Source organism: Streptomyces sp. NPDC018000 (assembly GCF_044328025.1).
GTDB lineage: Bacteria > Actinomycetota > Actinomycetes > Streptomycetales > Streptomycetaceae > Streptomyces.
The window spans coordinates 361,371-376,648 of record NZ_JBIRGM010000001.1; the positions used below are offsets into that span (position 1 = coordinate 361,371).

15 protein-coding genes are annotated in these 15,278 nt (G+C 70.1%); 9 read left to right on the forward strand and 6 right to left on the reverse strand.

What is annotated here, in order from left to right; genetic code table 11:
• Nucleotides 1-19 precede the first annotated feature (19 nt).
• Both ACH4EW_RS01815 and ACH4EW_RS01820 read right to left on the reverse strand, forming a co-directional pair.
• Complete coding sequence (locus ACH4EW_RS01815; protein WP_398250051.1) at nucleotides 20-1,396, reverse strand: polysialyltransferase family glycosyltransferase; 1,377 nt, start codon at nucleotides 1,394-1,396, stop codon at nucleotides 20-22.
• Nucleotides 1,393-2,382: a glycosyltransferase family 2 protein gene (locus tag ACH4EW_RS01820; RefSeq protein ID WP_398250053.1), complete on the reverse strand. Its 990-nt coding sequence runs from the start codon at nucleotides 2,380-2,382 to the stop codon at nucleotides 1,393-1,395. Before ACH4EW_RS01820 ends, ACH4EW_RS01815 begins: the two co-directional genes overlap by 4 nt.
• 209 nt (nucleotides 2,383-2,591) lie before the next feature.
• Between ACH4EW_RS01820 and ACH4EW_RS01825 the strand changes: the two genes are divergently transcribed.
• The 7 genes from ACH4EW_RS01825 (at nucleotide 2,592) to ACH4EW_RS01855 (ending at nucleotide 9,348) form a co-directional block, all read left to right on the forward strand.
• Nucleotides 2,592-3,941, forward strand: a complete 1,350-nt coding sequence (locus ACH4EW_RS01825) for a DUF6716 putative glycosyltransferase (RefSeq protein ID WP_398250055.1) — start codon at nucleotides 2,592-2,594, stop codon at nucleotides 3,939-3,941.
• A 20-nt stretch (nucleotides 3,942-3,961) separates the two neighbouring features.
• Complete coding sequence (locus ACH4EW_RS01830) at nucleotides 3,962-5,197, forward strand: cytidylyltransferase domain-containing protein (protein ID WP_398250056.1); 1,236 nt, start codon at nucleotides 3,962-3,964, stop codon at nucleotides 5,195-5,197.
• 54 nt (nucleotides 5,198-5,251) lie between these two features.
• Nucleotides 5,252-6,187 (forward strand): N-acetylneuraminate synthase family protein, encoded by a 936-nt coding sequence (locus ACH4EW_RS01835; RefSeq protein WP_398250058.1) that lies wholly within the window; start codon nucleotides 5,252-5,254, stop codon nucleotides 6,185-6,187.
• A gap of 11 nt (nucleotides 6,188-6,198) precedes the next feature.
• Entirely contained in the window at nucleotides 6,199-7,254 is a 1,056-nt protein-coding gene (locus ACH4EW_RS01840; protein ID WP_398250060.1) for a hypothetical protein, read from the forward strand.
• A 144-nt stretch (nucleotides 7,255-7,398) separates the two neighbouring features.
• Nucleotides 7,399-8,355 (forward strand): LamG domain-containing protein, encoded by a 957-nt coding sequence (locus ACH4EW_RS01845; protein ID WP_398250062.1) that lies wholly within the window; start codon nucleotides 7,399-7,401, stop codon nucleotides 8,353-8,355.
• Between the two features lie 92 nt (nucleotides 8,356-8,447).
• Nucleotides 8,448-8,978 carry a helix-turn-helix domain-containing protein gene (locus ACH4EW_RS01850; RefSeq protein ID WP_398250064.1) on the forward strand — a complete coding sequence of 177 codons (531 nt, stop codon included), beginning with the start codon at nucleotides 8,448-8,450 and terminating at the stop codon, nucleotides 8,976-8,978.
• A gap of 64 nt (nucleotides 8,979-9,042) precedes the next feature.
• Nucleotides 9,043-9,348, forward strand: coding sequence for a hypothetical protein (locus ACH4EW_RS01855; protein WP_398250066.1), 306 nt, complete (start codon nucleotides 9,043-9,045; stop codon nucleotides 9,346-9,348).
• A 318-nt stretch (nucleotides 9,349-9,666) separates the two neighbouring features.
• Here the strand turns inward: ACH4EW_RS01855 and ACH4EW_RS01860 are convergent, their stop codons facing one another.
• The 4 genes from ACH4EW_RS01860 to ACH4EW_RS01875 form a co-directional block, all read right to left on the reverse strand.
• Complete coding sequence (locus ACH4EW_RS01860) at nucleotides 9,667-10,041, reverse strand: type II toxin-antitoxin system VapC family toxin (RefSeq protein ID WP_398250068.1); 375 nt, start codon at nucleotides 10,039-10,041, stop codon at nucleotides 9,667-9,669.
• Nucleotides 10,041-10,283, reverse strand: a complete 243-nt coding sequence (locus ACH4EW_RS01865; protein WP_398250070.1) for a type II toxin-antitoxin system Phd/YefM family antitoxin — start codon at nucleotides 10,281-10,283, stop codon at nucleotides 10,041-10,043. Before ACH4EW_RS01865 ends, ACH4EW_RS01860 begins: the two co-directional genes overlap by 1 nt.
• Before the next feature lie 128 nt (nucleotides 10,284-10,411).
• Complete coding sequence (locus ACH4EW_RS01870) at nucleotides 10,412-11,752, reverse strand: MFS transporter (RefSeq protein WP_398250071.1); 1,341 nt, start codon at nucleotides 11,750-11,752, stop codon at nucleotides 10,412-10,414.
• Nucleotides 11,749-12,393 carry a helix-turn-helix domain-containing protein gene (locus ACH4EW_RS01875; RefSeq protein WP_398250073.1) on the reverse strand — a complete coding sequence of 215 codons (645 nt, stop codon included), beginning with the start codon at nucleotides 12,391-12,393 and terminating at the stop codon, nucleotides 11,749-11,751. Before ACH4EW_RS01875 ends, ACH4EW_RS01870 begins: the two co-directional genes overlap by 4 nt.
• Nucleotides 12,394-12,635: 242 nt before the next feature.
• Between ACH4EW_RS01875 and ACH4EW_RS01880 the strand changes: the two genes are divergently transcribed.
• Nucleotides 12,636-13,865: an amidohydrolase gene (locus tag ACH4EW_RS01880; protein ID WP_398251221.1), complete on the forward strand. Its 1,230-nt coding sequence runs from the start codon at nucleotides 12,636-12,638 to the stop codon at nucleotides 13,863-13,865.
• A gap of 138 nt (nucleotides 13,866-14,003) precedes the next feature.
• Nucleotides 14,004-15,044 (forward strand): BMP family protein, encoded by a 1,041-nt coding sequence (locus ACH4EW_RS01885; protein ID WP_398250075.1) that lies wholly within the window; start codon nucleotides 14,004-14,006, stop codon nucleotides 15,042-15,044.
• Nucleotides 15,045-15,278 lie beyond the last annotated feature (234 nt).

Below are 15,278 nucleotides of genomic sequence, written 5' to 3' on the forward strand. Positions count from 1 at the left end.
CCGGCCGCCGGTCACGGCACTACTGCCGCGCCACGCGGCGCCGCACCGACCGTGCCACCCTTCGCACCACCGCGTTGCGCGGCAGGAACGCGAGCTGTGCCGGGACCGCCCCCGGCAGCGCCAGCGATGTGAGCCGCTTGCGCTTGAAGTACCGCCACGTTCCGGCGTCCAGGTGCGCGGAGAGATACTGCTCGGCGGCCGGTCTCAGCCCGGGGAGGATCCTCGGCTGCATCGCGAACCCGACCGCCGTGACCAGGCCGGTCAGATCCGCCACGTCCGCCGGATCCGCCGCTCCCGCTCTCTCGACGGCCGCCCGGTCCGTCACCTCCGGCACCAGCGCGTCGACGAGCGTGACCGGGACGCGGTTGCTGTTCTCGTACGGGGTGAGCCGATCCAGCAGCGTCTCCGTACCGACCCGGGCCACCGGCAGCCCGTAGAACGCCGACGCGGTGAGCAGCGCCGTCGAGAAGCAGCCGACGACCAGCGCGGGCCGCATCCGCTGGTAGAGCACCTCGGCGAGGACCGGGGCGGTGAGCACGCCCGCGTCCAGCACCGTCAGTTCGGCGCCGAGCTTCTCGGCCTCCGTACCCATCGCCCGCGACCACTGCGCCGGGGCCGTGGGGTGCGGTTTGAAGACGATGCGGGTGTGACCGAGGGCGACCGCGCCGCGCATCATCCGCAGATGCAGGTTCTCCTCCTCGGCCGCGCTGATCAGGCCGAGCGCGGAGAGGTACTGGCCGAGCAGCAGGGCGGGCGCTTCCACGGACGGCACGCCGCCCTGGACCTCGGGCGCGTCCCCCAGCTCACCGAGCACCTTGAGGAACGCCTCGGTCGGCACGATCTGCGGCGCCACCCGGAACTCTGTCAGCAGCAGCGGCTTCAGCCCCGGCACCAGATCGAGATGGAGCAGCCGGCGCACCCGCGTACCGACCAGCGGATCGATCTTGTTGCGAGTGGGGCCGTAGCTCATCAACCCGTCCGCGTACACATCGACCGGTGCGCCGGTGAAGATCTGGGCGATGGCCATCGCGGGGTTGACCTGGATCGACTCGACCGCGAGCTCGATGTCGTCGTCCCCGAGCCGCCAGGCCAGGCGCAGATACCGCTCCCACAGCGGCACGTCGTCCGGGCGAGGCGCCCAGCCGCTGGGATGGAAGGGTGCGATCGTCGCGTTCCACGACACCACGTCGTCGAAACGGCCGCGCAGCGCGTCGAACCCCGGCATCGCGTCGACGGCGGGCGTCGTCTCCGGGACGGCCGCATTGTTCGAGACGAGCAGGATGCGGCGGTCCGCGTCCGGGAAGCAGCCCGCGTCGAGCGCGGCGGCGAGCGTGGCGGTGCCGTAGAGGGTGGAGGCGAAGAAGATCTGCGTGGTGCGGGACCGGGCGCCGTTCACGCGGCCGCCACCTCCCTGGCACCCGCGGCGGCCGGGCGGCGCCGCAGCCGGCGCAGCAGTGTGGCGCGCTGTACGTCCATCGAGTCCAGGGCGTCGTCGAGCACCTGCTGCGGCATTCGCCCGAGCGCGGCTCCACTCATCGACTTCAGTGTGCGGGCCACCGCGGGTTCGAACCTTTCGATCGAGCTCATATGGTGGGAAATGATCGCGCAATAGGTACGGACCGCTTTCGGCAGCAGTGCCTGTGCGTCGCGATCCTTCGCTGTTTCCCGGATGACCTGGTCGAACGAGCGAATGAAATCGAGCTGGCGTACGTCACCGATCTGCGTGAGCGAAGTGGTGACCCCGCGCCGGTAAAAGATTCCGAGAAGCCCCAGCACCGCAAAAGAATCGGCCTCGCGGTGCAGCCGCCAGATCCACGGACGGTCCTCCGCGGTGCGCAGACCGTCCGTGAAATGCAGCAGTCCGCGGTCCAGGAGACGCCGGTGGTACAGCCCGGCCCAGGCGTACGGATAGTCGACCGAGGTCGACCGCTCGGCGGGCAGTATCGCGTCCCGCGGATCCAGCACCTCGCCACGCCTGCCGTGCGGGACGCGGTGCACCGTACGGTTCCTGCCCTCGACCTGGACATGGTCGGTACGGACGAAGTCGCAGCCCAGCGCCTGCGTCCGGGCCAGGATGTCGGCGAAGTACCCGGGCGAGAGCCAGTCGTCGCCGTCCAGGAAGGCGAGGTATTCGCCGCGCGCCGCCTCCAGGCCGGTGTTACGGGCGGTGGCCAGTCCGCCGTTCTGCTTGCGTCTGCGTACGACCACCCCCGGAATCTCGTCCTCGGCGCGGCGCAGTATGTCCGCGGTCCCGTCGGTCGAACAGTCGTCGACGAGGATGAATTCGAAGTCCTCGCGGGCGTTGGCCCGCAGGCTTCTCAAGGTGTCGGGGGCGTATGTCTGCACGTTGTAGAACGGCACGATGACCGAGAGCTTAACCACCCGTCTCACGCTAGGCGGGAGCCCGTCATTTGCCTTGGCCCCAAGAGGGACGTCGGGTGAACGGCGAATGTCGGAATGATGAACCGGGTTGAATCACGGGCGAATGCGTCCCCTTTGTGAAGGCGATTCGCCAAGCGTCGGCAGGCTGTTAACCATCTGTTGCCGTCACGTTGGGCCGCGAATCGAAATGCCTTCCTAAGTTCTGGGACGTGCCCCCACGTACCGATAAGACGACCGCCCTCCGGGTAGCCGTACTCGCCGATTCCGACACCCGGTGGAAATGGGGCGCGCTCACCGCGCGCCGCCTCACCGCCGGTGCTTTCGCGGGGCCGGCGCAGCGCGTCGAGATCAGCGGACTCCTGCTGCGCGGGAGGGCCACCCCGACCCCGCGCCAGCTCGCCGAGGTCGGCGACGTCGGTATCGACGCCGGCCGGGTGCGCGAGGTGACGGCCGTCGAATTCCTGCACACGGTGCGGAACGAGGGATACGACGTCGTGGTGCTCGCCCTCGTCGGGGGAGCCGTCCAGGCCATGCTGCACGGCCTCGCCGCACTGCGGCTGCCCGCCAGGCCGGTCGTCGTCACCGGCTATGTCGGCGTCGTCTACGAGAAGCTCGCCGACGGGCTGCTGCTGCGGCACGGCGCGGACGTCGTCCTCGCCAACTCCCGCCACGACGCGGAGCGTTTCCGCGCCGTGTACGAAGGAGTGGGCGCCGATGCCTCGGCCGTCACGGAGGCCGCGCTGCCGTTCCTCGGTGGCGAGCCGCACCAGCCGCGGCAGGGCCGCGACACGGTCGTCTTCGCCGCCCAGCCCTCCGTACCGGCCTCCCGCGCCGACCGTACGTATCTGCTGCGCAGGCTCGTCGAGCACGCCAGGCTGCACCCGAACCGCGAGGTGCTGCTGAAGCTGCGCTCCAAGCCCGGCGAGCACACCACACACATCGAGGAACTCCCGTACCAGCGGCTCGCGGAGAAACTGCCCGGCCAACCGCCGCCCAACTTCCGTCTGGTGTACGGGCACATGGGCGAGGTCCTGGACCGCACCGACCTGCTGGTCACGGTCTCCTCCACCGCCGCGCTGGAGTCCCTGCACCGGCGCATCCCGACCGCGGTCCTCACCGACCTCGGCGTCCGCGAGGCCCTCGGCAACCACCACTTCATCGGCTCCGGCCTGCTCACCTCCTGGGACCACCTCGACGACGGCCACCGCCCGGAGCCCGACCCGAAATGGCTGGCGGGCCAGGGCGTCGCCGCCGACGGCACGTACGCCACGGCCTACGACAACGCCCGCGCCCGCGTGGCCGCCCTGCTCGCCGCGACCCGCCTGCCCGACCTCGCCCCGTACTACACACCGGCCACCGCGACCGGCTACCTCCCCGGCATTCTCGCCCGCCACCACCTGGCCCCCGACGGCCACCCGCTGCCGGGCACGGACCGGCCGCGCGAGACCGGCGGGGTGCGCGGCGCGGTCCGCGACGCGGTACGGGAGGCGGCGCGGGGCGCGTACCGGCAGGGCGTCCAGCGGGTCGCCCCGGTGATCCGACGGATGGGCGAACTGTGACCACCACTTCAGGAGCAGAGATGACCCCGACCCCGACCGTGCTCGCCGTGATCCCCGCCCGCGGCGGATCCAAGGGCGTCCCGGCCAAGAACATCGCCCAGGTCGGCGGCGTACCGCTGGTCGCCCGCGCCGTACGCGCCTGCCTGGCTTCCCGCGAGGTCACGGACGTCGTCGTGACGACCGACGACGCGGCCATCGCCGACGCCGCCCGCGCCGCGGGCGAGGCGCTGGGGGCCCCGGAGCGGGTGCACATCGTCCAGCGCCCCGCTGCCATCGCCGGGGACAAGGCGAGCAGCGAGGACGCGGTGCTGCACGCCCTGGACGCGTACGAGGCGATGCACGACCGGACGGCCGACGTGGTGCTGCTGGTCCAGTGCACCAGCCCCTTCGTCGTACGGGAGGACATCGACGGCGTCGCCGCGGCCGTCGCCCACGACGGCGCCGACACGGCGGTCACGGTCGCCCCCTTCCACGGCTTCCTCTGGCGCGACGGCTGTGCGCCGTCGGAGGACAACCACGGCGTCAACCACGACAAGTCCGTCCGGCAGATGCGCCAGGACCGCCCGGAGGACCTGCTGGAGACCGGCACCGCGTACGCCATGAACGCCGCGGGCTTCCGCACCCACCGCCACCGCTTCTTCGGCCACACGGCCCTGGTGCGCACCGACGCCGCCCGGGTCCTGGAGATCGACGACCCGCACGACCTGGCCCGCGCCCGCGCCCTCGCACCGCTCCTGGACCCCTCACCGCTGCCCACCCGTGACGACATCGACGCGGTCGTCCTCGACTTCGACGGCACGCAGACCGACGACCGGGTCCTCATCGACGCCGACGGGCGCGAGACCGTCGCCGTCCACCGCGGCGACGGCCTGGGCATCGCGGCCCTGCGCAAGGCCGGAATGCTGCTGCTGATCCTCTCCACGGAACAGAACCCGGTCGTCGCGGCCCGCGCCCACAAGCTCCGCATCCCGGTCCTGCACGGCATCGACCGCAAGGACCTGGCGCTCAAGCAGTGGTGCGACGAACAGTCCATCGCTCCGGAACGCGTCCTCTACGTCGGCAACGACGTCAACGACCTGCCGTGCTTCGCACTGGCCGGCTGGCCCGTCGCGGTCGCGAGCGCCCATGACTCGGTACGGGCCGCGGCGCGCGCCGTCACGACCACGCCGGGCGGCTTCGGCGCCATCCGCGAAATCGCGGCCTGGCTGCTCGGCCCCACCCTCACGACCACAGCTCCGCCCCAGCCCCCCGAGTAACCCAACCCCCATCCACACCCCCAAGTCCCAAGTCCCAAGTAAGGAACGCACCTCATGAGCACCTCCCGTCTGCGCACCCTCGGCACCCGCACCGCCGGTCCGGGCCGGCCCGTCTACGTCACCGGCGAGATCGGCATCAACCACAACGGCGACCTCGAAAACGCCCTCGCGCTGATCGACGTGGCGGCCGACGCGGGCTGCGACGCCGTCAAGTTCCAGAAGCGCACCCCGGAGATCTGCACCCCGCGCGACCAGTGGGACATCGAGCGCGACACCCCCTGGGGGCGGATGACGTACATCGACTACCGCCACCGCGTCGAGTTCGGCGAGACCGAGTACCAGGCCATCTCCGACCACTGCGCCAGGCGCGGCATCGACTGGTTCGCCTCCCCGTGGGACACCGAGGCCGTCGCCTTCCTGGAGAAGTTCGACGTCCCCGCGCACAAGGTGGCCTCGGCCTCCCTCACCGACGACGAACTGCTGCGCGCACTGAGGGCGACCGGCCGCACGATCATCCTCTCCACCGGCATGTCGACCCCGCGCCAGATCCGCCACGCGGTGGAGGTCCTGGGATCGGACAACATCCTTCTCTGCCACGCCACTTCGACGTACCCGGCCAAGGCCGAGGAGCTGAACCTGCGGGTCATCAACACCCTCCAGCAGGAGTACCCCAACGTCCCGATCGGCTACAGCGGCCACGAGACCGGCCTCCAGACCACCCTCGCGGCCGTCGCCCTCGGCGCCGCGTTCGTCGAGCGCCACATCACCCTCGACCGCGCCATGTGGGGCTCCGACCAGGCCGCTTCCGTCGAGCCGCAGGGCCTCACCCGCCTCGTCCGCGACATCCGCACCATCGAGGCCTCGCTCGGCGACGGCATCAAGAAGGTGTACGAGTCCGAGCTCGGCCCCATGAAGAAGCTCCGCCGGGTCGCGGGCGTCGTCGCCGAGAGCGCCGAGGCGGCCCCGGCCGCCGAGCCGGTCGCGGTCTGACGGGCCGACCGGTGAACCTCGCCTTCGTCGAGAGCCCGGTCCAGCTCCTGAACGTCCTGGAGTGGGCCTACACAGAGGGAGGCGACGACCACGTCCTCACGGACATCACGGTCGTCGTCCTCCCCCCGGTCGACCCGATGTCGCGCGGCCAGCTGCGCCGGATGGCGGAGCTGGCCCGCGACGAGGGCATCAACGTCCGCTGGCAGGAGGCACGCGGCGGCGCCGGCGCGCCCCTGAAGACCCTGCGGTCACTGACCGGACTTCTGCGCAGGGCGGAGCGCATCGTCATCGGCGACCCGTTCTCCCGCTACGTCCAGCTGCTGCTCACCCTGGTCCGCGCCCGCCGCCTCACGGTGGTCGACGACGGCACGGCCACCATGGAGTTCGTCGCCCAACTCACGCGCGGCGAACGGCTGGTGCGCTGGCACCGCAAGGGCAGCTCGGGCCCGCGCGAACTGGTCCTGGCCCCGGTCACGGCCTGCGCCCGCAGCCGCTTCATCCCGTCCGCGACCCGTACGGTCGAGGTCTTCACGGCCATGCCGGTCGAGGCTCCGCCCGGCGTCACCGTCACCCCCAACACCTTCGCCTGGACCCGCGCCCGCTTCGGCCCGCCGCTGCTCACCAAGGGCGCGAACCTCGTCGGCACCTCGCTGGTCGAGACGGGCGTCGTCGACCAGGCCCAGTACCTGGAGGCCGTCGCGGCCCTGGCCCGCGCCCACCACGCCACCCGCTACTTCGCCCACCGCCGGGAGTCCACGGACAAGCTCCACGCCCTGGAAGCCGCCACGGGCCTGGAGATCGTCCGCCCCGACCTCCCCCTGGAACTCATCGCCCGGCGCGGTCCCATCGGCCGTACGGTCCTGAGCTTCCCCTCCACGGTCGTCCACACCCTGCCGCTGGCCCTGGCCGGCACCGAGGTCAAGGTCGCGGTCTGCGACATAGCCCCGGAATGGCTCCGCGACACGGCGTCCCCGCGCGCCCAGGGGTTCCTGAGCGGCGTCACGGAAACAGCCCGCGACGTCCAGCGCCTGGCCCCCTGGCGGGCGACGGCGGTGACGGAGGCGTAATAGGTGAAGAAAATCCCACTGGCTGGACGCATGACCGCTGCATAGAGTTCTGCGGGATTCCTTTCTTCGGGGAATCTTCATCTTCTCGCAGCCGGGGTGGGGTTTATGTCGAGACGTTCGTGCGGTCGAAGAGGGGCCGGGGCGGTGGCCGCCGCAGCGTTGGGCCTTATCGCGGTAGGAGTGCTGACGCCGCAGGCGACAGCGGCGGGCCCGGTCGGCAGCGACACCGGGGGCGCCAAAGAGGCCGTCGCTCCGTGGAGTCCGGCGGGGGCTCCGTCGAAGCCCTCCGGTTCGAGCCTCACGGCCGACCTGCCGCAGATGGCCCAGCAGGACCAGGCGGTCAAGGGGCGCTGGCAGTTCGAGGAGACGACTCCCGGGACACCCGCGAGCACTCCGGACGCCGCGGAGCAGTCCCCGCCGATGAACCTGTACAGGGAAGCGCAGATCGGGCCGGGGTGGATCGATAACGGCGGTCTCCAGCTGAACGGCGCCGATTCCTATGCCGAGGTCCCGGCCGTGCCGGTCGACACGAGTTCGAGTTTCACGGTGACCTCATGGGCTCAGGCGTCCGCGCTGCCGGACCATCCGATGACCGTGATCAATGCTGCGGGAAACACGCGCAGCGCCTTTGAGCTGCGTTTCAAGTCCGCTCCCGGTGATCCCGAAGGGTTTGGACGCTGGGAGTTGACGCTGCCCGACGCGGACAGCGCAGGGGCTGTGACCAGGCAGGTAACCAGTACGGAATTCGACGACGTCCGTGACTGGAACCACCTGGCGGTGGTTTACGACAGCCTCGCCAAACAGGCCCGGCTCTACGTCAACGGCATACTCCAGGAATTCAGGTGCGCCGACGACGACGGAGACGGTCGGCCGGACGACAGCACGTGCCAGGACGAGGTTGCCTGGGCGGACGACGTGCAGATGTTCAAGGCTGACGGGCCCCTGCAGGTGGGACGTGCGATGTCGGACACCGCGGGTGAGTACTTCGCCGGAACGATCGACGATGTCTGGGTCTTTCAAGGAGCGTTGAACAGCAGTCAGATCGCCTCTATCGCTGGCGCCTTGTTCGGTCTCCCGACCGAGGTTCCGCCCGGCGCCTGAAGTTGCCGAGCGGCACGCACACCGAGGGTTGCGCCGCAGCCCAAAAGCGGGCGTAGCGTGGTCAGTCGGACCTGATCTGGGGGTGACTGACCATGCGGTTCCACGAGGAATCCGGCATCGGCGACCGCATGGCCCGGCTGCGCCGACGGCGAAAGCTCACACAGGAGGGGCTGGCCGAGCGGGCGGGAGTCGCAGTCGATGTCGTGCGCAAGCTGGAGCAGGGCGTTCGGAGCACCGCACGGCTCACCACCCTCAACTCCCTCGCCCGGGCGCTGGACGTGGAGACGTCCGTGCTCGTCGGGCAGCCGGCCACGTTCGAGGTACGGACCGAGCAGGAACAGCCGTCCGTGCTGGCTCTCCGGCAGGCGGTCTCGCCCGTCGAGAGCGTCCTGGGCGAGGAACCTGATCCCGAGGACCCGCCCACACTCGCCCAGTTACGGGCGGCGCTCCGCTCCACCGAGCGCATCCGGCGCGAGGGCCGCATGGGCGAAATCGGCCTGGTTCTACCGCGGTTGATCGCCGACGCACGAGCCTCGGCACGAGCAAACCTTGCCGGTCGCGGCACTAGGACGGCACGTCCTACCGGTGAGGCGGATTCGCACGGGGCGTCCCTGTCGTCGTAGTGGAGCCGGACCTAATGTTGCGCCACCGCTGAACGAGGACGTATCGACGAAAGCAGGCCATGCCATGCCGACCCCCGTAACCCGTTTGCTGCCCTGGACCGGTCCCGATGGTCGGACCTGCCTGCTGATCACGGATCGGGACACATGCGGTGGTGTGTCCCGGGTCGCCGATCAGGTCGAGGCCGTGCAACTCGGTATGGGAGTGGAACTGATCGGGCATGCGGAGGATCTGCTCGCGGATCCGGGGGCGGAGGCGGCCCAGGTCCGTTACCTCGCAGCCCGGTTGACGGAGGCGCTGCGGGACGCCGTGCGGGTGGCGGTGAGCCGTGGGGAGCGGTTGCGAGGTGCGGCGGAGCCCGCGTCCGGGTGAGCCCCGACGCCCGTCACCAGATGATGTGATGTACGCGGAGGCCGCCATCCTGCATTTCTGGCGACTCGAGCTCGACCCAGCCCCCATGCTCGTCGTCTGCGAACTGAATGGCGGTCGCTACGTGGAGCGGACCACGGCACTCGCGGGCGCGACCACCCACCTGGACGCTCCGTTCCCGTTTGCAATCGATCCGGTTGGGCTCTCCCGGCAGTAGACGCCGTCTGACGGCAACGTCAGCGGACGACGGCTGCGGCGGGTGGGTCGTCGGGGTCGCCGCCCCTCGCTCTGGCCGGCGCCGAAGTGAAGGGCGCAGAGCCGTCAGACGGTCATGACCTGGACGTCGTAGGAGGGAATCCACTTGTCGCGGGTCAGAATCGTCATTCCCTCGGTCTGGGCCTGCGCGATCAGTATCCGGTCGAAGGGGTCCGGGTGATGGGCAGGCAGCCTGCCCGCCCGTACTCCGTGTCCCGCGGTGATCGGGAGTGAGGTGAACTGGCTGTCGCGCACCCTTTCCGCCAGATCATCCGGACCCTCGAGCTTTCCGAGGGATTGCTTGATTGCGATCTCCCACGGGGTGACCGCGCTGACGAACACCGAGGGCTCCGTGTCCAGCAGGTGTTTGATCTCGTCGGTGAGCTCGGGGGAGTCGTCGAGCCACCACAGGACGACGTGTGTGTCGAGCAGCATCTTCATCAGTGCATCCCGAAGGCGTCGGCCAGGTCGTCCGGCAGGTCGTCGAAGTCGTCCTTGATGTGGATCTGCCCTTTGAGCGAGCCGCGCCCGGTCCGCTTCACCTGGGGACGGAGCGGCACAACCTTGGCCACCGGTTCTCCCGCTTTGGAGATGACCACTTCCTCACCGGTGGCCACCTGCTCCAGGATGCGCGAGAGGTGGGTCTTGGCCTCATGGACGTTGTACTGACGAGCTGCTTCCACGGCTGCCTCGCAGGGACGGGTCGATAGGTGGACTAACCACTTGACTAAGTTTACCCCGTGGTCCGGAGGCACGCCCTGCTGACGACAGGCGCCCGCCACGCCAAGTACCCGCGCGACCATCCGGGCGATCACGCGTCGGCCCCGGACCGACCCGGGACGGCAGCGCAAGGCGCCGCGGCGACGGCCGGCGACGGGTGCTTGCCGCTGCGCACCCACAGGAGGGCTCCTGCCAGCAGCACGGTGCCTCCCAGCAGCCAGGGCAGCGGGCCCGGCGGCAGGACGCCGACGACCAAGCCCGTGAGAGCACCGACCAGTTGCTGGGCGAGGGACTGCACGGACAGCGCGGTGGCGCGGCCCGAGCTCGTGACCCGGTGGTGCAGGAGGTCGTTCTCGCTCGGCCCCGCCGCGCCCAGCCCGAGGTAGACGAGGCCGTAGCCGGTGGCCGCGAGGACCACGGAGACCGCACCTGCGGACGCTGCCGTGACGCCGAGCAGGAGCAGGCCGCTCGCGCTGGTGCCAAGGCTCACCAGGACCGCGCGCTCGCCGCTGCCAGCGAGCCGGGCGGTGAACGGTGCGAGGTGGCTGCCGATACCGGCGCAGATGAAACCGGCGCAGGCCAGGGCGGCGAAGAGCACCGCGCCCGACTCCGATGCGCCGGTGAGGGACGCGGCGCGACCCGGAGCGAGCAGTTCGATCGCGGCCAGGGCGCTCCCGGCGGCTCCCGCGCTGAGGATTACGCGGCGGACCAGCGCATCGCGTCCGCCCAGCCGCAGTCCGCTCGCAACGGTGACCGGGATGCCTCGGAGCACTTCCCGCAAGGTGGTTTTCGGCCGGGGCGGTTCGCGCAGAGCGGTCAGGACGTACAGCACGAACGCGATCTCAACGGCCGCGCCCAGCAGCGGCGGGACAGAAAGGGGCAACACCAGCCCGGAGGTCGCTTCGCTCAGGCGGGCGCCGATGTCGGGCCCGAGTCCGAGCAGCCAGGGAAGGGCGCCGCCGAGCAGGGTGCCTGTGGCGAGCGCAGCGGATGTCGCGGAGCTGCCGCGGGCCAGTCCGGTGCGCAGTTCGGCGCCGGGGCCGGAGTGTGCCTGGACGGTGTCGACGTACCAGGCTTCGGCAGGGCCGCTGGACAGGGCGCGGGCCGCGCCCATCAGTGCCGTGCCGAGGCCCAGCTGCCAGGGCGTGGTGCCAAGGGCCTGGAGAGTCAAGGCGGTCAGGTTCAGCAGACCGGCGGCGGCCAGGACGGTTCGGCGTCCGAGAACATCGGACAGTCCTCCGGTGGGCAGCTCCAGGACGGCGGCGGTGAGGGAGTGCGCGGCGAAGAAGCCGGCGATGGCTGCCATGGCCATGCCGCGCTCGGTGAACAGCAGGACCAGGGGCGCGATGGTCAGCCCCAGCGGCAGCCAGAAGAGAACGCAGATCGTGACGTAGCGGCGGCGTGCGGTGCGTATGTCCAGCGGACCGGTCACGATGCGTCCCCGGCAGCTGTCTCCCCGGGGGCGGAAGTGTCCGGCTCCGCACCGAAGTCACGCGGTGCCAGGGGCAGTCCAGCGGTGAGGAGCACGACCTGTGCGGCACGCGGATTCCCCGCATCACGGGCGGTCAGTTCCTCCAGCTTCCGGTCGAGTACCTCCCAGAGCTCGGTCAGCGACTCCGGCGTCAGACGGGGCATCAAGTCGCCGATACCGGAAGGCTCCACCCACTCCTGGCCCAGCCGCCCCTCGGTGATGTCCGCCTCGTGCCGGGCGAGTGACGCCTCCAGGTGTTCGATCTGGCGCCTGCGCGAGAGGCTGACGAAGGCGCGGCTGGCCGGTGAGGCTTCCATGGCCTTGTTGTCCCAGGAAGTCACGGCGTGCACTGCCTTCCAGCGGCGCTCTCGCCCATCACGGTGCTCGGCCTCGGCGACGAACGCGTACTTCGCCAGAACCCGCAGGTGGTAGCTGGTGGAAGCGGATGACTCCCCGGTGACGGCGGCGAGTTCGCTTGCGGTGGCCGGACCGTTCTGCCGCAGCAGTCCGAGCAGCCGGATACGCAAGGGATGCGTGAGGGCCTTCAGGGCTGCTGCGTCGTGTTCTGGGTCGAGTACTCGCTTGCGCTCTTCGCTGACCATGGCGGGAGCGTAGGGCCGCACGGGGGTTCTCCAAAAGAGTTTTTGCAAAATTTCTTTTGGGAAGCTGGCGCCCTCTGCCACGGCAAAGCGGACGAGATGGCAAAAATGGTTGAGTCTACCCACCTCCACCTCGCACCACACGTCTCGACGCGGTCATTTATTCGTCTATGTGGCTGAACTTTTCTTGTTTCATGGTCAGTTGAACAGGGAAGAGGCTTACGCTTCACCAGGTGAACCAGTTGATGTCCCGCGATACCGATGCCGAGCCGTCCTCCCACACCGAACCGCTCCCCGGCACGCTGCCCGAAGCCCTCCGCGCCGAGCTGATCGCCTTCCGGCGCGACCTGCACATGCACCCCGAGCTGGGCAACCAGGAGTTCCGTACCACCGCGGCCATCAAGGCCCGCCTGGAGAAGGCCGGGCTGCGGCCCGAGGTGCTCTCCACCGGAACCGGGCTCATGTGTGACGTGGGTACGCGGGACGGCTCCACCCGGCCCATGCTCGCCCTGCGCGCGGACATCGACGCACTGCCGATCCCGGACACCAAGGACGGTGTGCCGTACCGGTCCACCGTCCCCGACCGGGCGCACGCCTGCGGGCACGACATCCACACCACCTCGGTCCTCGGTGCCGGGCTGGTGCTCGCCGACCTCGACCGGCAGGGGCTGCTGCCGAACCCCGTGCGGCTGATCTTCCAGCCGGCCGAGGAGGTGCTGCCCGGCGGGGCACCCGACACGATCGCGTCCGGGGTGCTGGAGGGCGTCGGGCGGATCATCGGGGTGCACTGCGACCCGAAGGTGGACGTGGGGCGGATCGGCCTGCGGGTCGGGGCGATCACCTCGGCCTGCGACCGGCTGGAGGTGTCCCTCGACGGGCCGGGCGGCCACACGGCCCGCCCGCACCTGACCACCGACCTGGTCACCGCCGCCGCCAAGGTGGCCACCGAGGTGCCCGCGCTGCTGGCCCGCCGGGTCGACGCCCGTGCCGGACTTGCCGTCACCTGGGGGCGGCTGGAGACCGGGCACGCCTGCAATGTGATCCCGCAGCGCGCCGAGCTGTCGGGCACCGTCCGCTGCCTGGACCTGGCGGCCTGGCGGGAGGCGCCGGACCTGGTGCACGCGGCGATCGACGAGGTGGCCGGGATGCACGGCGCCAAGACGGTGATCAACTACGTCCGCGGCGTCCCGCCCGTCGTGAACGACGCCGCCGTGATCGATCTGCTCGCCGGAGCGATGACCGCGCGCCGCGGATCGTGTGCGATCGAGGACACCGAGCAGAGCCTCGGCGGCGAGGACTTCTCCTGGTACCTGGAGCACGTCCCCGGAGCCATGGCCCGGCTCGGGGTCCGCACCCCCGGCGACACCGCCCGGCTCGACCTGCATCGTGGCGATTTCGACGCCGACGAGGAGGCGATCGCCGTCGCCGTGGAGCTCTTCACTGCCTCCGCGTTGATCTGCGGCAACCATCTGTAACCGGCCGCTTCACCTCCCGTTCGCGACGATCCGATAACGGCTTCCGTACAGGTCTTTATCTGACATCTACGCGCGTTACGATCGCCGCGAAACCAGCGCCGGAAGAGGCGCTTCGGTCAGGTTTGAAGGAGCCTTCCCTTGCGCCGGGTATCCAAGATCACTGCTGCGTGTGCTGTCACCGCGGCCCTCGCGCTCACCGCCACCGCCTGTGGCGAGTCGTCCACCGAGAGCTCCGGCTCCGACAAGGGCAAGATGAAGGTCGGCATGGCCTACGACGTGGGCGGCCGTGGTGACAACTCGTTCAACGACTCCGCAGCGCGCGGTCTGGACAAGGCCAAGGCCGAGTTCGGTGCCGAGACGAAGGAGCTCACCGCCAAGACCGGTGAGACCCCCGCCGACCGTGAGCAGCGCCTGGAGTCGCTCGCCGAGGGCGGCTACAACCCGGTCATCGCGGTCGGCTTCGCGTACAAGGACGCGATCGACAAGATCGCCCCCAAGTACCCGAAGGTCAACTTCGGTCTGGTCGACTCGGTCGCCACCGCGAAGAACGTCGACAGCATCGTCTTCGCCGAGGAGGAGGGCTCGTACCTCGCCGGTGTCGCGGCCGCGCTGAAGTCGAAGGACGACCACGTCGGCTTCATCGGCGGCGTGGACCTGCCGCTGATCAAGAAGTTCGCCGCGGGCTTCCAGCAGGGTGTCCTGGACACCAACCCGAAGGCCAAGGTGCAGATCCAGTTCCTGACCACCGGCTCGGACCTGTCCGGCTTCGGCAGCCCCGACAAGGGCGCCGCCGCCGCCAAGGGCATGCTCGACAAGGGCGCGGACGTCATCTTCGCCGCCGCGGGCGGCTCGGGTGCCGGTTCGATCGAGGCCGTCGCGGGCAAGAAGGGTGCCTGGTCCATCGGCGTCGACTCCGACCAGGCCCTCGACCCGTCGCTGGCGAAGTACAAGGACACGATCCTCACCTCCGTCGTCAAGAACGTCGACGGCGGTGTCTACGACCTGATCAAGTCCGTCAAGGACGGCAAGCCGCTGACCGGCACGCAGGCGTACTCCCTGGCCAAGGGCGGAATAGGCCTGACCACCACGGGTGACCACCTCAAGGACATCCAGCCCCAGCTCGACGAGGCGAAGAAGAAGATCGTCGACGGCTCCATCAAGGTCAAGTCCACGCTCTGACCCGGACCGTGGACCGGGGCCCGGCGAGCCGCTTCGGCAGCTCGTGCGGGCCCCGCTGCACGTACGGCTTCGGGGCGATCCGCGTAGCCGTGCGCACACCGTCCGCCACCTCTTGCGGGATGGTCAACGATTCGGCGACGCTACGCGCGTAGCGTCCGCCGGGCGAGGTACCTTTTCTCGCTCCCACCGCCCCCGTCCCGTCGTCTCCGTCCCACCGCCTCCGCCCTCCGCTCC